At 44.9% G+C, this 17,870-nt stretch carries 14 protein-coding genes; all 14 read left to right on the top strand.

Going from position 1 to position 17,870, the window contains the following annotated elements:
* Nucleotides 1–65: 65 nt before the first annotated feature.
* The 14 genes from SCJ97_08765 (at nucleotide 66) to SCJ97_08700 (ending at nucleotide 17,868) form a co-directional block, all read left to right on the top strand.
* Nucleotides 66–977, top strand: a complete 912-nt coding sequence (locus SCJ97_08765; protein MDW7740130.1) for an SDR family oxidoreductase — start codon at nucleotides 66–68, stop codon at nucleotides 975–977.
* 40 nt (nucleotides 978–1,017) lie between these two features.
* Nucleotides 1,018–1,863 (top strand): MaoC/PaaZ C-terminal domain-containing protein, encoded by an 846-nt coding sequence (locus SCJ97_08760; protein ID MDW7740129.1) that lies wholly within the window; start codon nucleotides 1,018–1,020, stop codon nucleotides 1,861–1,863.
* Nucleotides 1,864–1,881: 18 nt separating this feature from the next.
* Entirely contained in the window at nucleotides 1,882–3,342 is a 1,461-nt protein-coding gene (locus SCJ97_08755) for an OB-fold domain-containing protein (GenBank protein ID MDW7740128.1), read from the top strand.
* 1 nt (nucleotide 3,343) lies between these two features.
* Nucleotides 3,344–4,549, top strand: a complete 1,206-nt coding sequence (locus SCJ97_08750) for an acetyl-CoA acetyltransferase (GenBank protein ID MDW7740127.1) — start codon at nucleotides 3,344–3,346, stop codon at nucleotides 4,547–4,549.
* A 12-nt stretch (nucleotides 4,550–4,561) separates the two neighbouring features.
* Nucleotides 4,562–5,347, top strand: coding sequence for an enoyl-CoA hydratase (locus tag SCJ97_08745; GenBank protein ID MDW7740126.1), 786 nt, complete (start codon nucleotides 4,562–4,564; stop codon nucleotides 5,345–5,347).
* Between the two features lie 171 nt (nucleotides 5,348–5,518).
* A complete protein-coding gene (locus SCJ97_08740) occupies nucleotides 5,519–7,180 on the top strand; it encodes a long-chain fatty acid--CoA ligase (GenBank protein ID MDW7740125.1) in 1,662 nt (553 codons plus the stop codon).
* A gap of 198 nt (nucleotides 7,181–7,378) precedes the next feature.
* Nucleotides 7,379–8,401, top strand: a complete 1,023-nt coding sequence (locus SCJ97_08735; protein MDW7740124.1) for a CoA-transferase — start codon at nucleotides 7,379–7,381, stop codon at nucleotides 8,399–8,401.
* A gap of 31 nt (nucleotides 8,402–8,432) precedes the next feature.
* Nucleotides 8,433–9,206 (top strand): CoA-transferase, encoded by a 774-nt coding sequence (locus SCJ97_08730; GenBank protein ID MDW7740123.1) that lies wholly within the window; start codon nucleotides 8,433–8,435, stop codon nucleotides 9,204–9,206.
* 33 nt (nucleotides 9,207–9,239) lie between these two features.
* Nucleotides 9,240–10,418 (top strand): acetyl-CoA C-acetyltransferase, encoded by a 1,179-nt coding sequence (locus tag SCJ97_08725; protein MDW7740122.1) that lies wholly within the window; start codon nucleotides 9,240–9,242, stop codon nucleotides 10,416–10,418.
* 19 nt (nucleotides 10,419–10,437) lie between these two features.
* A complete protein-coding gene (gene argF, locus SCJ97_08720) occupies nucleotides 10,438–11,370 on the top strand; it encodes an ornithine carbamoyltransferase (GenBank protein ID MDW7740121.1) in 933 nt (310 codons plus the stop codon).
* 48 nt (nucleotides 11,371–11,418) lie between these two features.
* Nucleotides 11,419–15,771: an acyl-CoA dehydratase activase gene (locus tag SCJ97_08715; protein MDW7740120.1), complete on the top strand. Its 4,353-nt coding sequence runs from the start codon at nucleotides 11,419–11,421 to the stop codon at nucleotides 15,769–15,771.
* Between the two features lie 78 nt (nucleotides 15,772–15,849).
* Nucleotides 15,850–16,125, top strand: a complete 276-nt coding sequence (locus SCJ97_08710) for a GYD domain-containing protein (protein ID MDW7740119.1) — start codon at nucleotides 15,850–15,852, stop codon at nucleotides 16,123–16,125.
* A 154-nt stretch (nucleotides 16,126–16,279) separates the two neighbouring features.
* Nucleotides 16,280–17,515, top strand: a complete 1,236-nt coding sequence (locus SCJ97_08705) for a DNA polymerase IV (GenBank protein ID MDW7740118.1) — start codon at nucleotides 16,280–16,282, stop codon at nucleotides 17,513–17,515.
* Nucleotides 17,512–17,868: a YolD-like family protein gene (locus SCJ97_08700; protein MDW7740117.1), complete on the top strand. Its 357-nt coding sequence runs from the start codon at nucleotides 17,512–17,514 to the stop codon at nucleotides 17,866–17,868. The genes SCJ97_08705 and SCJ97_08700 overlap by 4 nt, the downstream gene beginning before the upstream one ends.
* The last annotated feature ends 2 nt before the right edge of the window (nucleotides 17,869–17,870 follow it).

The following is a 17,870-nucleotide window of genomic DNA, read 5'->3' as shown; positions in this document are numbered from 1 at the left end:
AAATATTGATTAAATGCATTCAATCTCATAAAATTAAATTAACTTTATTGCGGGAGGTTTAGTAAATGGAAGAAATCAGGTTTGACGGGAAAGTAGCAGTGATCACCGGAGCTGGAGGAGGTCTTGGAAAAGCTTACGCCCTTTTACTTGCATCACGTGGTGCAAAAGTCGTTGTCAATGATCTTGGTGGAACTTTTGACGGCAGCGGTTCTGACACTACTCCTGCCCAGATGGTTGTCAATGAGATCAAGTCTGCGGGTGGTGAAGCAGTGGCAAATTACGATAGTGTAGCAGAGTGGGAAAGCGCTCAAAATATAATAGAAACGGCAATTGATAAATACGGCCGCCTCGATATACTGATCAATAATGCCGGTATTTTAAGGGATAAAAGCCTGTTAAAGATGGAAATGGAAGATTATCGCAAGATTATGTCGGTGCATCTGGATGGAACATTTTATTGTACAAAAGCGGCTTTTGCCGGCATGAAAGACCAGACATACGGCAGGATTGTCTCAACAGCATCGGCAGCAGGTTTGTACGGAAATTTTGGACAGGTTAATTATGGTGCGGCTAAAATGGGAATTGCCGGAATGATGAACTGTGTTGCGCAGGAAGGCGCCAGATACAACATCAAAGCAAATACAATCGTTCCAACTGCCGGAACCAGGTTAACTTTTACCGTTATGCCCGAAGAAGTTATCGGTAAGGTTAAGCCTGACTATGTAGCTCCCATTGTTGCCTGGCTCTGCTCTGAAAAATGTGAGGAAAGCGGAAAAATGTTCAGTGCCGGTGGTGGATATTTTAGCAGGGCTGCAATAGTCGAAGGGCCCGGTGTGGTCTTTAATCCTGAAAAAGCGATAACAATCGAGATGATTGTGGATAAATTCGATGAGATCAAAAATCTTGAAGGTGGAAGTGAATTTGCCTCAGCCATGGAACAGGCCGGCACAGTTCTATCAAAAATGAGTATGGGTTAATCCTGGAAGATAAAAGGTTACGTGAGAAAGGAGAATGGTTATGCCGATAGATCCGAAATTGGTTGGTAAAGAACTGCCTTCACTGGAAATCAGTTACTCTACCAAGGACATAATCCTTTATGCCCTGGGAATAGGCGCGGGAGCAGAACCGGATGAACTTAAATTTGTTTATGAGAATGAACTTGAGGTTATCCCAACCTATGGGGTTATTCCGCCATTTGGAGCGCTGATGGGTATAGTTGGCATGGAAGGGATGGATTTTAACCTGGCCATGCTTCTGCACGGAGAACAGTATCTTGAGATCTACAAAACGATACCTGTAGAAGGCAAAATGACTTCATATCCCAAAATATCAGGAATATTTGACAAGGGTAAAGGGGCCCTGGTAGAAATTGATGTGACCACCAGGGATTCAAAGGGTGAAGAGCTTTTCATGAATCGGTTCAGTACTTTTATCAGGGGTGAAGGAGGTTTCGGCGGGGATCGCGGACCTGAACCAGGCAATGAACCTCCGGAAAGAAAGCCGGATCGGGTTGTAGAAATGAAAACATTGCCGCAGCAGGCCTTATTATACAGACTTTCTGGTGATTTCAACCCGCTGCATGCAGATCCAGGCTTTGCTGCGATGGGTGGTTTTGAAAAACCGATACTTCACGGTCTTTGTACTTTCGGATTTGCGGGGCGGGCCGTGATCAGAGAATATTGTGGGAATGATCCATCCCGTTTCAAAGCGATTAAGGTTCGTTTCTCAAGGCATGTATTCCCCGGTGAAACAATCGTAACAGAAATGTGGAAGGTAAAGGATGACCAGATAATCATCCGTTCGAAAACAGCCGAACGCGGCGAATATTGCCTGACCAATGCTGCTGTATGGTTGAACATATAAAATGAAAGGAGTGGGTAGATGTTGGTTGGTATCAGTTCATTTGCGGGGTATATCCCCCGTTATCGTATAAATCGAATGCAAATATTTAGCGCCATGGGATGGTTGAATCCTGCTATTATCATGAACGCAGCCGGAGATAAAGCAGTAGCCAATTATGATGAGGACTCAATTACAATGGCTGTCGCGGCAGGAATGAAATGCATGCAGGGGTTCAATCCGGCTGATATTGAAGCGCTCTACTTTGCTTCAACCACAGCCCCTTACCGTGAACGTCAAAATGCCAATATTATTTCCGGGGCTTTAGCTGCCGGAGAAACTATCAGAACAGCAGATTTTTCGGGTTCGGTAAAATCAGGAACGGCAGCGCTGTTATCTGCGATTGAATTTGTAGCCTCCGGCAGTGGCAGAAACGCCATGGCCTGTGCGTCTGACTGCAGGATAGGCAAAGTGGGGTCAGTTCAGGAAATGGTATTTGGTGATGGGGGAGCCGCACTTCTGATCAGTTGTGAAAATGTTCTGGCGGAATTTAAAGGCGCTTTTTCAATGGCTTGCGATTTTGTTGATCACTTGCGTGGTGAAAATTCTAAATATGATCGTCAGTGGGAAGAACGATGGATCAGGGATATGGGCTATGACCGCTTCATTCCTCAGGCTATTCAGGGACTCTGCGATAAATACAGCCTTCAAATAGCTGATTTTAAAAAAGTGATTTATCCCTGTTATTACGGGGGAGCCCGGAAGAATATAAACCGTCGACTGAAAATTGATTCTGAACAGGTTCAGGATGACCTGATGATGGATGCCGGAGATACCGGTTCGGCTCATCCGCTTCTGATGTTGGCAGCTTCTCTTGAGGATGCTTCTCCTGGGGATAAAATAGCAGTTATCAGTTACGGCAATGGCTGTGATGCGCTCTACTTCGAGGTTACAGGTGAAATAGAAAACTATAAAAACAGGTTAAGGGTTACAGATTCCATCAGGAACAGGCAGGATCTTGATAATTTCCAAAAATATCTGGCATGGAGGGAAATGTTACCTGTTGAGATTGGCATGAGGGGCGAAGAGGAGAGACTGACCCGCTGGTCCCTGGTGTGGCGAAACCGAAAAGCAATTTCCAGCATGCAGGGCACAAAATGTTTAGCCTGTGGAACCCAGCAGTACCCGCCACAGAGAGTTTGTGTTAATCCCGAATGCGGAGCAATTGATCAAATGGTACCGATTATTTTGTCCGGAAAAACCGGCAAAATTGTCAGCTTTACTTCAGATATGCTTGCAGCAACATTAAATCCTCCTGCTATTTATGGCAATATAGACTTTGAGGGCGGAGGAAGGTTAATGATGGATTTCACTGACTGCGTACTTGAAGATCTGAAAGTTGGGATAAAGGTGAATTTCTCATTCAGAATAAAATATGTAGATCCAAAAAGGGACACCACTTTTTATTTCTGGAAAGCGGTACCTGCTAAGGAGGTGTCTTGATATGGCAGCTGGTATCAGAGATAAGGTTGCGGTTTTGGGAATGGGATGTTCAGTTTTTGGTGAAAGATGGGAAGATGATTCAAGTGATCTTCTGATTGAGGCTTTTCTGGAGTGCCTTGATGATGCGGGAATCGAAAAAAAAGATATTCAGGCGGCCTGGATCGGTAATCATATTGATGAAATAAGCATCGGTAAAGGAGGCTGTTACCTGGCCAATGCACTGCACCTGCCCTTAATACCGGTGACACGGGTGGAAAATTTCTGTGCATCAGGGACAGAAGCATTCCGGGGGGCCTGCTATGCAGTTGCTTCCGGAGCATATGACATTGTGCTGGCTGCAGGTGTTGAAAAACTGAAGGATGTAGGTTATGGAGGGCTGCCCGATTCGCCTATATTTGGTCAGCTATCCAGGCTGCTCAGCCCTAATGCTACTGCACCAGGGATGTTTGCCCAGCTTGCTACCGCTTATTCGGCAAAACATGATATTCCGATGGAGAAAATAAAGCAGGCGATTACCCATATTTCATGGAAAAGTCATCAAAATGGAGCAAAAAATCCAAAAGCTCATCTGCGCAAAGAGATTTCTGAAATGCAGATCGCCGATTCTCCTTTTGTGGCTTATCCATTAGGCCTTTTCGACTGTTGTGGCGTGAGTGACGGATCGGCGATGGCAATAGTTACTACACCGGAAATAGCAGCGAATTTTAAGCCGAACCAGTCGTTGGTAAAAGTAAAGGCACTGCAGATCTCGGTAAGTTCAGGTGAAGAATTAAGCTACAATCAGTGGGATGGCAGCGGTCTTTTGACAACGAGACAGGCTGCAAAACTGGCTTATAAAGAAGCAGGTATCAAAAATCCCCGTGAAGAGATCGGTATGATTGAGGTTCACGATTGTTTTTCAATCACTGAAATGGTAACGATGGAAGATCTTCAGATTTCACCTCCCGGCCAGGCACCTGATGATATCATTGATGGATTCTACGATCTGGACGGGCAGGTTGCTTCTCAACCTGATGGCGGACTTAAATGTTTCGGTCATCCTATCGGCGCTTCGGGACTGAGGATGCTTTATGAGATTTACAACCAGCTTTTAAGGCGCTGGCCGGAAGATCGTCTTGTGAAAGATCCAAAATTAGGCCTGACTCATAACCTGGGAGGTGTTCCTTCCCAGAATGTAGCCAGTATTTGCATACTTGGATTGGATTAAGGGGTGGACAGCGTGAAAGATTATGAGAATATCCTATGCGAAAAAAACGGTCGTGTTTTATTAATCCGTCTTAACCGTCCGGAAATAATGAATGCATTGGAAGAAGCACTGGCTAAAGACCTGGTGGACGCTGTCCGGATCGCGGCTGACGATGACCAAATCGGAGCCGTTGTAATCACCGGGACGGGAAAGGTATTCTCTTCCGGTGGCGACCTTGGTAAACTGATGCAGGGGTTTGAGCTGTTGGAAGGCAGACAGTGGTTGAAAGACGGCTATCGTCAGATTCTTGAACTGTCAAGAATCAAAAAGCCTGTACTGGCTGCTGTAAACGGCTATGCCGTGGGAGCCGGTTTTTCCCTGGCTTTGATGTGTGATTTAATCATTGCATCTGAATCTTCAAGGTTTGGCATGGCGTTTATTAAAGTAGGGGCCATTCCCGACTGTGGAGCACTCTATTTTCTTCCCCGGCTGGTGGGCTTGCAAAAAGCAAAAGAACTGGTTTTTACCGGAGAAAATATCGATGCTGCAGAAGCAGTACGGATCGGGATCGTTAACAGAATATATCCGGAAGAAAAACTACTGGATGAAACTATAGTGCTGGCTCAAAAACTGGCTGATGGTCCGTCTGTAGCGCTGGCCCAGGCTAAGGAGATACTCAATGCAAGCAGTAACCTCAGCCTGGAAGCTGTAATGGAACTGGAAATATATGCTCAGAGCTTCTGTTTTCAGACAGAAGACCATAGGGAAGGAGTAATAGCTTTCCTGGAAAAGCGTAAACCTGAATTTAAAGGAAAATAGTAAATAGATCAGTAACCTAAATTTTATTCAGTAATTGCTGCTGCATAATCGGACAAAGCATTTTAACCGTTCATTTTGCAGCAGTTTTTATTACTGGTCAGCCTGGGAAGAGGTGAGAGAGAGGAGTATAAAGTGAATCAGAAAACAAATAATTTTAGGGAGGCGTTTGAAATGTCCCGGCCCTGGTTAAAGGTATATGCTCCGGGAGTTCCGGAGGAAATTGAATTTGAAAGAATTACCATGCCCCGGGTACTCAGCCGGACTGCTGAAAAGTATCCGGAACAGACTGCATTGAATTGGATGGGTAAGAAGATATCCTATCGCGAACTGGATCATCTGGTAAACAGATTTGCCAGGGCACTCACTGATCTGGGTGTAACTGAAGGAGATAAAGTTGCGCTGCTTTTACCCAATCTGCCTCAGACTGTTATAGCAAACTACGCAGTGTTTCGCCTGGGTGCGGTGAGTGTGATGAACAATCCACTATACACAGAAAGAGAGTTAAAACACCAGCTCAATGATTCAGAGTCTAAAATTGCTGTTGCTCTTGATTTATTACTGCCGAGGATGCAAAATTTGCAGAAAGAGACGTACCTGGAAAAGATTATAACCTGTCATATAAATGATTACCTGCCTTTCCCCCTGAAACAGATCTACCCGTTGGTTAAAAAGGATATGTACCGCAAGATTGTACCAGGTGATAATATATTTCAGTTTACAGACCTTGTAAACAAATATCCTTCAAAACCTGTAGAGGATAAATCTGCATGGGATGAAGTGGCTGCCCTTTTATATACAGGAGGAACTACGGGATTAAGCAAAGGAGTTATGCAGACACATGCAAATCTTTCCGTTAACGTTCAGCAATTTGCAGCATGGCTTCCGGGTATAGAAACAGGGGAGAAGATGCTGGCTGATTTACCATACTTTCATACTGCCGGATTTTCTTTGATGCAGAACTTACCTGTATGGATGGGATTGGAAGCCATAACCGTTCCAAGGCCGGATCCTGAAAATGTTTTGAGTGCCGTAAAGAAATTCAAGCCAAATTATCTGCCCGGGGTGCCGACAATATTCAATGGATTGTTCAACAATAAGGAATTCAGAAGTATGGATTTATCATTTATTAAAGGTTATTTTTCAGGTGGTGCACCACTTCCAATAGATACTTTCAATAGTTTGAAACAGATCAACGGATCTGATCTGATCAGTATATATGGATTAACAGAATGCACAGTTACAGCAACTGTCAGCCCCTGGGGTGGAAAAGTTAAACCAGGCACGGAAGGAATTCCCGTTCCGAATACAGACATAAAAATTGTTGACATCGAAACCGGAATGAAGGAACTGGCAGCAGGTGAAAAAGGTGAAATTATAATCAAAGGGCCTCAGGTAATGAAAGGTTATTATAAGAAGCCTGATGAAACTGCTGAAGTTTTGAAGGATGGTTGGTTGTTTACCGGTGACATCGGTTTCCTGGATGAGGAAGGTTACCTATCGGTTGTTGATCGTAAAAAAGATATTATCATCGCTGGAGGATTTAATATTTACCCCAATGAAATTGATGATATTCTTTTTTCACATCCGAAGATAGCGGAAGCCTGCACTATCGGAATTCCAGATCAATACCGGGGAGAAACCGTTAAATCATTTGTAGTCCTGCATGAAGGAGAAGTGATGACATCACGGGAGTTGGAAGAGTACTGTCGGGAATCGCTGGCAGGATATAAAATTCCGAAAGAAGTTGAATTTATCGATTCTCTTCCAAAATCAGGTGTTGGTAAAGTATTGAGAAGAGCTTTAAAAGAAAGGGAAATGGAGAAATTAGACTAAATTAATAAGAGTATTGTAACATTTATGAAGCAGGGTTGAAGTACTTAACCCTGTTTTTTATACACTATGTATAATCAAAGGTGATTAACATTTTATACCTTATTTGAAGGGAAAAATATTTAGCTGGAGAATAGAACAAAGAAGATAAAATAGCTTATGGAGCCTTGCCATTCTGAAATATAACTGGAGGTGGAATGCTTGGAAGAATATAATAAATTAGTCAAAGAGAGAAAAGTAACTTACAGACCCGCCGGTGTTGGAGAGATTTTTACTGATCCTGATGCTGACAAGGCTCGGTTTTTCTTTCGTGACGAAAAACCACGGAAAATGGTGGAAAAGACAACCACGGTGGAAAAGGCCGTATCAGAACTGATTAATGATGGTGATTACATCGGTATAGGCGGGTTTGGCGCGAACCGTACACCGACAGCAGTTTTGCATGAAATGCTGCGCCAGAAGAAGAAAAACATTGGCTTGGCCGGTCATACTGCCACGCATGACTTTCAAATCCTGACCGCAGGTAAATGCATTGACCGCTGTGATATTGCCTATATTGTTGGGCTTGAGGCACGTGGTTTATCAAAAGTAGCCAGGAAAGCAGTAGAGAGTGGAACAATAAAGCTTACTGAATGGACAAATGCTGCTCTTACCTGGCGCTATAAAGCAGCTGCGATGGGTATTTCCTTTCTGCCGGTTCGCTGCATGCTTGGAACCGACACGGAGAAATACAGTGCGGCTATGGAAATCGAATGCCCCTTTACCGGTTCTAAATATTTGGCAGTTCCTGCACTTTATCCGGACGTAGGGATAATCCACGTTCACCGGGCAGATGTATATGGTAACTGCCAGATTGAAGGTATCATGGTGGCTGACTATGATCTGGCCCGGGCAGCAAAAAAACTGATCATAACAACTGAACGATTGATACCAAACGAAATAATCCGCCGGGAACCGACTAAAACAGTAATACCATATTATCTTGTCGATGCGGTAATTGAAGTACCCTTTGGCGGTTACCCGGGAACTATGGCCTATGAATATTTCAGTGATGAGGATCATCTTCGGGAATGGATGAAAGCGGAAAATGATCCGGAAACTCTGGCGGCATTCCTGGATAAGCATATTTATGGTGTGAAAGATTTTAACGATTATCTCGATACGATTGGCGGATTGGCCCGCCTCCAGGAACTGCGTTGTCAGGAGAACCTGGTTGAGAAGTAAAACAAATCTATCGCTAAGGGGAGGTTAAATTATGAAATATAATGATATGGAATTAATGATCTGCCTTGCATCCCGCTACCTTGAAGACGACAGTATAGTTGTTGTCGGAACAGGTGCGCCATGTGCGGCGGCTATGCTTGCTCAAAAAATATACTCACCCAGGTTGATGATCATGTTTGAGGCTGGCGGGATCGGTCCGCTGCTTCCCTCGATGCCAATTTCTGTTGGAGATTCCCGGACGTTTTACCGGGCTCTTGCAGCGAGTAGTATGCCTGAAATTATGGAAACCTGCCAGCGAGGTCTGGTTGATTATACATTCTTAGGCGGGGCACAGATTGATCAATACGGCAACATTAACTCAACAATGATCGGAACAGATCACCAGAAACCTAAAGTTCGTTTCCCCGGAAGCGGCGGAGCGAATGATCTCGGTTCGCTTTGCTGGAAGACGATGATGATTACCCCCCAGGATCAGCGTCGGTTTACCGAAAAAATTGATTTTATTACAACTCCCGGTTATTTAACCGGTCCGGGGGCACGTGAAACTGCCGGGTTGCCTCCCGGAAGTGGGCCTTACAAGGTGATTACCAATCTCTGTGTGATTGGTTTTGATGAAGAATCGAAAAGGATGAAAGTAGAAAGCATTCACCCCGGAGTAACAAAGGAAGATATTATTAATAATACCGGTTTCGAGTTGCTCTGGGCTGACGATCTCGGTATAAGTGAACCACCGAGTAAGGATGAGTTAAACATTTTACGCAATGTTGTAGACCCCCTGCGATATATAATCGGCCGGGGAGAATAAGAATAATATTAAAATAACGGGAGGTATTACCGGATGCGTGAAGCAGTTATAGTAGGCGCTGTGCGAACGGCTGTCGGTACATTTGGTGGCTCACTAACTGCTGTCAGCGCCGTAGATCTGGGCAAGACAGTTATGCAGGCGCTCCTGGAAAAGACAGCAATAAAACCGGAATTAATCGATGAGGTTATCTTTGGCTGTGTTCTACAGGCTGGGTTGGGCCAGAATGTAGCTCGCCAATCAGCTATAAAAGCCGGATTACCGGTTACTGTTCCCTGCACCACTATTAATAAGGTATGCGGGTCAGGACTGAAAAGCATAACGATGGCAGCTTCGGCCATTGCTGCCGGCGATGTAGAGATTGTAATTGCAGGTGGAACGGAAAATATGAGTGCAGCGCCTTATGCTGCGCCAAATGCAAGATGGGGCATGCGTATGGGTGATGGAAATTTTATCGATGTGATGATCCGAGACGGACTCTGGTGTGCCTTTGGTGATTATCACATGGGCATGACAGCTGAAAACATTGCTGAAAAATACGGAATAACCCGTGAAGAACAGGATAAATTCGCCCTGGATAGTCAGAATAAGGCCCAGGCTGCAATCGCTTCCGGCCGCTTCAGGGACGAAATCGTTGCCGTTCCGATTCCCCAGAGAAAGGGCGATCCAGTAATATTTGAAGTCGATGAACATCCACGCGCGACTACGCTGGAAGCGCTTTCAAAATTGCGGCCGGCATTCAAGAAGGATGGAACTGTAACTGCCGGAAATGCTTCAGGCATAAATGACAGTGCGGCGGCAGTATTGATAATGAGCCGTGAGAAAGCCGATGAACTCGGTGTTATACAAATGGGTGTAATCAAGAGCAGCGCTTCGGCCGGAGTTGACCCGGCTGTAATGGGAACCGGACCAATTCCAGCAACCCTTAAAGTGCTTGAACGTTCAGGTTGGGATGTAAGTGATCTTGATCTAATAGAGGCGAACGAGGCTTTTGCAGTTCAGGCACTGAGTGTGATGAAAGAACTTGATTTTAACCCTGATATCGTAAATGTCAACGGCGGTGCTATTGCGCTTGGTCATCCCATTGGGGCAAGCGGAGCAAGAATATTTGTAACCCTGGTTCACGAAATGCAAAAACGAGATTCAAAAAAGGGTCTGGCTACTTTGTGCATCGGTGGCGGCCAGGGTATTGCCTGCACCGTTGAGAGAGTTTAAACCGAAGGAGGAAAATTAAATGGCTGTTAGCATGAAAGGTAAGGATGTAATTTCGATTCATGATTTAAGCAGGGAAGAGGTAGATCAGATACTGGATACGGCTCATATATTGAAAATGAAGAATAAGCTGGGCGAAATATATCATCCGCTTAAAGGTAAATCGTTGGGTATGATCTTTCAAAAATCGTCGACAAGAACAAGGGTATCATTTGAGGTTGGGATGTGGCAGCTCGGCGGGTACGCACTTTTTTTAAGCGCCAATGATCTTCAATTGAACCGTGGTGAAACAATTGCCGATACAGCAAGAAATTTGAGCCGTTATCTCGATGGTATCATGATCAGGACTTACAGTCACCAGGATGTTGTCGACCTGGCAGAATACAGCTCGATACCGGTTATTAACGGCCTGACCGATCTTCTCCATCCGTGCCAGGTTTTAGCTGATCTATTTTCGATCAAGGAGAAAAAGCAGAATCTGGAAGGTTTAAAACTGGCTTATATCGGTGACGGAAATAATATGGCCCATTCACTTATGTATGGTGGTGCGAAGATGGGCATGCATGTCGTGATATGCTCACCATCTGGATTTGAACCGGACCCGGAAGTTACCAGGCTGTCAAAGGCCGACGCTGTAAAATCAGGAGCTTCAATATCTGTAAATGAAGACCCCGCAGAGGCTGTTAAAGATGCCGATATTATCTATACCGACGTATGGACCAGTATGGGCATGGAAGAAGAATATGAGCAGAGGTTAAAGAGCTTTTCCCGTTACCAGGTTAATAGTAAACTGACGGAACATGCCAGAGAAGATGTTCTGGTAATGCACTGTCTACCTGCACACCGGGGTGAAGAGATCACAGATGAGGTTATCGAAGGCCCACAGTCAATAGTATTTGATCAGGCGGAGAATCGTTTGCATGTTCAAAAAGCAATCATGGCACTGATAATGTAAATAAATCTAAGCTGTAAATCAGAGGTTCTTTAAAAAGAGGTTTCGGTTATGGCTGAGGGTAAAGAACGGAATATCCGGACATTCCTTGGCCTCGATGTCGGTGTTTTCGCAGTCAAGGGAGTCCTTATTAACGATGGAAAGATAGAAAAAGCTGTGGTGTTAACTGCCGGAAAACCGGTGGAATCTGCTTTTAACTGCATCAGGAAACTTGTAAATGAGACTCTGAGATCAGATATTCAGGTCGGTTTAACAGGGTATTATGCAAAACTTGTAGCTGGAAGTTTAGGCCTGAAACGAATTGTCGAAATTGAAGCTCTTAAGGCCGGGATCGAATATCTTGATCTTGATCCTGATTATGTGCTGTCATTGGGCCATGAAAATATTTACTACCTGGAAATTGACCGCTCGGGAAAACTTACTTATTTCAACCGCAATGGCCAATGTGCAGCGGGTAGTGGATCTTTCTGGTATCAACAGGCAACGAGAATGGGTTATAACGACCGGGAGCTTGCTGAATTAGCTGTTCAATCAGATATAGCCGTCCCTATTTCCGGTCGCTGTGCGGTTTTTGCCAAGTCAGATATGACTCATTCGATCAATGAAGGAGCAACCCTGGGAGCCGTATCTGCCGGAATGGCACAGGCGTTGGTTGAAAATGCCCTGACCAGTGTTGCCCGGAACAGGATAAAAGGTCCGGGCAGCCTGGTTGCTGTCGGTGGAGTTGCCGACAATCAGGCTGTCATTAAATATTTAAAGAAATTCACCAAAAGTTCAGGGCTAAAGTTAGTGCTTCCCGACGAACATGTCTATATCAATGCAATTGGTGCATCATTAAACGGTAATCTGATTTCAGCTACCAAACTGTTGAGCAGAATTCCGGGTAATGATGCCTTCAATCCGGAAATCCCCCTATCCCCTTTGAATCCTGCTCTTGCTATCTACCTAAACCATAAGGTTAACATCCGCCAATATGATTTATCAAAAGTGTATCTTGGTGTTGACTGTGGTTCTGTATCAACAAAAGGTATGCTTATTGACTATGCTGGAAGAGATATTGGTGGAGTCTATCTCCCCACATCCGGGCGGCCTGCTTTGCAGGTACTGAAATTGATCAGGCTGCTTGAAGAAAAATATGGAAATCTGATTAAAGATAGTCAGATCATCGTCTGTACAACCGGATCCGGAAGATTTCTTTCACAAAAAATATTAAATGCCGAATACGCAGTTGATGAAATAACCTGTCAGGCTGAAGGAGTTAAATCACATTTCTCAGATGAAGATACCCTTTCCATAATTGAGATCGGCGGAGAGGATTCAAAGTTTATTCAGCTGGAAAATGGTATACTTTCTGATTACAGCATGAACCCGGTATGTGCAGCCGGGACGGGTACTTTTTTGGAAAATCTGGCAGAGCTTTTAGGAATCAACATTAAAAACGAATTTTCCGATAATGCCTTTAAAGCGGAATACGGCGTTGATCTTGGAGATATATGTACCCTTATATCACAATCAATCCTGGCCTCAGCTTCAGCCCGGGGTCTGCCTCTTAACGAACAGCTGGCCAGCCTGGCTTACTCATCAGCCCGCAATTATCTAAGTAAAACTGTAGATCGAAGACCATTGAAAGGGAAAATTATTTTTACAGGCGCCACAGCAAAAAACCATGCTTTGGCCAGTGCTCTGGCAGCAATACTGGAAAAGAAAGTAATCATCCCTGCTGAACCGGAATTGACCGGTGCATTAGGTAGCGCCCTGATGGCCAGAAAATTAGACTCAGCAGGTATTAAGGGTGTAAATAATTTTCGGGGTTTATCTGAGACAAGGCATTTTTCTAATGAGAAAATGGAATGTAAGGCCGATTGTAAAGATGAGCATAACTGTGTCCTGAATGTAATAAATTTTTGTGACGATTCGAAATTTATTTATGGTGATCGCTGCGGACGCTATTCGGGAATAAACAAAAAAACAAGCATGAATGATTTTCCCGAGTATGAAAAGAGACGGTTGGAAATGATGGAATCTGTGGCTCCTCTCGATAATAATAGTGGGCCGACTGTAGGAATTGCCCGCTGCGGACTTTATTACGAATACTATCCTTTCTGGGCGGCCTTTTTCAACCGGGTGGGCTGTAAAATAATAAGTTCAGAACATTCGTCGGAGAAAATACTTCATCAGGGAAAATCGGCACTTGATTCCGAAATGTGCTACCCCATGAAGGTTATTGTCGGTCATTACAGGGAGCTATCCGATAAAAAACCTGACTATATATTTATACCGGAAGTCGTCGACATGGAGCCCCCAGAGTGGGCGTTAGAGTGGCCCAGATCCTTCGTTTGTCCTCTCCTGCAAACGCTAAGGGGTACTATTATGAATTCACTCAGCATATTGCCGGAAAAAGCTTTATATGCCCGTTTAAATTTCCGTTCAGGTAATGAATGTATCAAAGAACAGATGAAGAATTTAACCGAGAAAATACTTGGCGATTCTTTCAACGAGAATATTCACGGGGAAGCAGTACGGGAAGGCTTTGAAGCCCTGAATAGTTTTCGTAAAAAAATAGCAGATGAGGGTAAAAATATTCTGCATGATCTGATAAACCGTAAAAAGGATGTGAATGCCCTCGTTTTAAGCAGAAGCTATACTTTATATGACCGGTTTATTTCGAAGCAATTCTTGACCTATGCCCGCCAAAGCGGAATAAACGCAATTCCCTATGAACATATTTTTTACTTTCTGCAGTCATGGATAAGAGGAGAAACATGGTCACCTCAATTTGACCTGTTGCGAGAGGAATTTAAAAAATTTATGCAAGAAGAGGTATCAAAGATAGAAAATATCTACCCTGCGCAACTGCAAAAAATATTATCGACCGTCTTACTGGTTAATTTTCTGAATGAAAGAAGATTGATTACCGGCTTGCCCAAAATATACCTGATCTTTGTTGATCCATTTAAATGCGGGCCAAATGCCATGCTGCGCCATTATCTCAGCGATCTGACCAACTACCTGCGGTTGACTCTTGATGAACATACTGCTGCAGCCGGTATGATTACCAGGCTGGAAGCTTTCAAAAACACAAGTCAGGGGAAAGAGGAGATCGAGCAGAAGCGGGTCATATCATCCAGGACCACTAAGATTTCCGAAAAGGGCTGGAAAAAGATTTTGATTCCAGGGCCGACAAGGCATTCAGAGGTCTTTGCTGCTCTTTTCAGAAGATACGGCCTGGATGCTGAAGTTCTGCCTGCCGGCGACTACGGTGATATATCGCTTGCTCAACGATCGGTTAATGGTGAAGAGTGCCTGCCTTTTATCCAAAACCTGCAGGACTTTTTTTCTTATTTAAAGAAAAACGGCGATAAACCAGAAAATGGAGAAGTATTCTTCCAGGGTTGGGCCTGCGGTCCATGTCGATATGGTCTTTATGCTCCGACACAGGCTTTGGTACTGAACAGATCGGGCTATGGAGAAGCCCGTGTTTGCGCCGTTAAATTTTCCGATATATATAAGCGTTTTGGTTTCGGTTTCGTAATTACTCTCTATAATGCCCTGGTTACGATAGATATTCTATACAGATTACTCTACAGCATTCGCCCCTACGAGAAAAAAAGCGGGCAGGCAGAAGAGATATTTAGCCGTTATGCCGATCGCGTGGAAGCATACCTGGTGAAATCAAATTCATCGCGCACATCAATCAAAAACAGGATTCATCGAAGAGACTTTGAAAAATTATTGGCAGACGCCGCATCAGAATTTAATAAAGTGGTAAGAAGAAAGAGAGATAAGCCAAAAATCCTGCTTGGCGGTGAATTTTACGTCCGGTTTGATCAACGCTGCAACCAGAAGGTAATTGAAAAGATCGAGCAATCAGGGGGAGAAGTTCTGCTCGCGCCCATGACCGAGCTTTTCACCTATACAATTCTCATCGATTCTCTTGAAGCTGCCGAGTCTTTTCAACGGAATCATAAAATTTCCACCTATGCCAGGTCAGTTCTCTACCGTCTGCTGCTTAACATTGCTCAGAATAATGAAGCGGCTCTCGAGAGTGCTGCCGGATATTTGATCGGGAATTTAAACGAGCCCACTGCGCTACAGATTATGCGTAAAGCGTCCCGTTATGTTTCATCTCACTATGGAGGCGAGCCACCAATGACATTGGGAAGGGTTGCCGCCCTGGCCGGAAAGGAAAGGGTTGCAGGGGCAATATTCGTTGCGCCCTTTACCTGTATGCCCGGTTCTATAGTCGAGGCTCAGCAGCGTTTACTGCAAAAGGATACCGGTATACCGGTGACAACAATTTACTATGACGGTAAGGATAATACAAGTCGCGATGAACTTGTGGAAGGCCTGGTTTACCAGGCCAGGCAGCTTGTGGACTCCAGTGATAATCAACCAGTCTCCTGATTTTACCCATCATTGTCATGGGGAAAACTAAGTTGTATAATAAAAGAAAATATTAAAAATATTAAGGAGGCTGTTCCCATGAGTCTTTATCTGATGTTTGGCAAATACAGTGGCGATTCACTGAACAAGATCAGTGCTGAAAGAACAGAGAAAGCTATGGATTTAATTCAGGAAAACGGTGGTGCAATCAAAGCTGCTTACGCAACGCTTGGCGATAACGATTTACTATTTGTCGTTAATTTCCCCAAAATTTCGAGCGTGATTAAAACATCAGTTGAAATGGGCAACATGCTGGGCATAAATTTTTCAACAACACCGGCAATCACTGTTAACGAGTTTGACAAGCTTTTTTAGTGGGTTTTCAGGATAGATTTTTAACATAACCTTTGGTGGGGCATTAACAAGTATGCCTCACTTTTTTTCGAAAACGCAAAGCCGGTCTTCCAATTTAAGAGATAACGGGGTATAATGAGTATCAGGCGAACATTTGTTTGGGCCGGTGAAAAAATTGTTCAAGAAAAAGATTATTTTTCTGGCAGACATGGAATCCTTTTATGCCAGTGTTGAAGCGGCACGTAATCCCGCGCTGCGGGGTAAACCGGTTGCAGTTTGTGGTGATCCGGCACTGCGGCACGGAATTATCCTGGCGGCCAGCCGCGAGGCGAAAGCTTTCGGTATTAAAACGGGGCAACCGGCATGGGAAGCAAAACGGATGTGTCCCTGGGTAATTTTTGCCCACCCCCGCATGCAGTCCTATATAGATTATTCAATGCAGATAACCAAAATTTTCGGACAGTACACCGACCGGGTTTTGCCCTATTCCATCGATGAACAGTTTCTTGATCTGAGCGGTTCGGAAAAACTTTTAGGTTCGCCTGAAGAAGCGGCTCGCAGCATTATTGACAGGATCTGGAGCGAGACAGGTATTCGCTGCCGGATCGGAATGGGTGAAAACCCTCTTCAGGCGAAAATGGCCTGTGACTGTTTTGCCAAGAAACAGTCCGGCGCATTTTTTGCCCTGAACAGTAATAATTACATGTATCATACCGGACCACTGCCGATCGGTTCTCTTTTCGGCGTCGGACACCGTATGGAAAATAATTTTCAGCGGATTGGGGTGCGCACAATTGCCCAGCTGGCCGGATTGCCCCGCAACATGATGCGACGCCGGTGGGGTATCAACGGCGAGGTCCTCTGGTTGAATGCACACGGTATCGATTATTCGACTGTCGATCCCGATCTGGACCGGGAGCAAAAAGGGGTGGGACATATGGCTACCCTGCCCAGGGATTATCGCCGGCAAGGTGAAATCGAACTGGTCCTCCTGGAAATGACCGAGGAAGTCTGTTCCAGAACACGCCGGCAGGGTAAAATCGGCTCGACTGTCCATCTCTACTGCAAGGGGGCCGATTTTGATTATCCCACCGGATTTTCCCGTCAAAAAAAATTGCCGGAACCGGCAGACCGGGCTTTGGAGGTTTTTCCGACAGTACTTCAACTGTTCCGCCGGCACTGGGATTGTAAACCGCTGCGGGCAGTGGGGATAAGCCTTACCGGCCTGACCACTGACCGTCAGCTGCAGCTGCCGTTTTATACCGATTATACACGGGAAGAAAAGCTGACCATGGCGATCGATATGGTGCGCGAAAGATTTGGCAAAACGAGTATTTTTCGGGCTGCGTCACTGAATCCCGGCGCACAACTTTTCCAACGCGCCGGAAAGATCGGGGGTCACGATTCATGAGCAAAAAGATGAGCCAGCAGTTTGCCTGCAGCAAAATGATGCTGCCTGAGCATCGCGATAACCTTCTGCAGCATCGCCGAACAGAAGAAAGGACGGAAAGATGCCGACAGCCTGCTGTCGACGAACAGGCCCTGGCAGAGCAGCAGCAGATATTTGAAGAAGCACTTCACAGCAGACGATCTCTCAGGATCACCATAGTGACCGAAGAGGGATGTTTAACGTATACCGGTCTGGTGCGGCGTTGTGATTTTGCTTTACGCACGCTGTTTTTAGATACCGGTTTTTCAAAGTCGCAGAAAATCAGTGTGAGCGAGATTGTCGGCATTTGCCTGGACCAGAGGAGGGATTTATGAAG

The sequence above is a fragment of the Bacillota bacterium genome (genome assembly GCA_033549065.1).
Classification (GTDB): domain Bacteria; phylum Bacillota; class Dethiobacteria; order DTU022; family DTU022; genus JAWSUE01.
This window is presented reverse-complemented; position numbering and strand designations above follow the sequence as displayed.

Coding starts and splice junctions, on each gene's coding strand:
- argF (MDW7740121.1), top strand. CDS start 10,438: ATGGCTGTTAGCATGAAAGGTAAGGATGTAATTTCGATTCATGATTTA.
- SCJ97_08725 (MDW7740122.1), top strand. CDS start 9,240: ATGCGTGAAGCAGTTATAGTAGGCGCTGTGCGAACGGCTGTCGGTACA.
- SCJ97_08760 (MDW7740129.1), top strand. CDS start 1,018: ATGCCGATAGATCCGAAATTGGTTGGTAAAGAACTGCCTTCACTGGAA.
- SCJ97_08750 (MDW7740127.1), top strand. CDS start 3,344: ATGGCAGCTGGTATCAGAGATAAGGTTGCGGTTTTGGGAATGGGATGT.
- SCJ97_08715 (MDW7740120.1), top strand. CDS start 11,419: ATGGCTGAGGGTAAAGAACGGAATATCCGGACATTCCTTGGCCTCGAT.
- SCJ97_08710 (MDW7740119.1), top strand. CDS start 15,850: ATGAGTCTTTATCTGATGTTTGGCAAATACAGTGGCGATTCACTGAAC.
- SCJ97_08755 (MDW7740128.1), top strand. CDS start 1,882: ATGTTGGTTGGTATCAGTTCATTTGCGGGGTATATCCCCCGTTATCGT.
- SCJ97_08730 (MDW7740123.1), top strand. CDS start 8,433: ATGAAATATAATGATATGGAATTAATGATCTGCCTTGCATCCCGCTAC.
- SCJ97_08700 (MDW7740117.1), top strand. CDS start 17,512: ATGAGCAAAAAGATGAGCCAGCAGTTTGCCTGCAGCAAAATGATGCTG.
- SCJ97_08740 (MDW7740125.1), top strand. CDS start 5,519: ATGTCCCGGCCCTGGTTAAAGGTATATGCTCCGGGAGTTCCGGAGGAA.
- SCJ97_08765 (MDW7740130.1), top strand. CDS start 66: ATGGAAGAAATCAGGTTTGACGGGAAAGTAGCAGTGATCACCGGAGCT.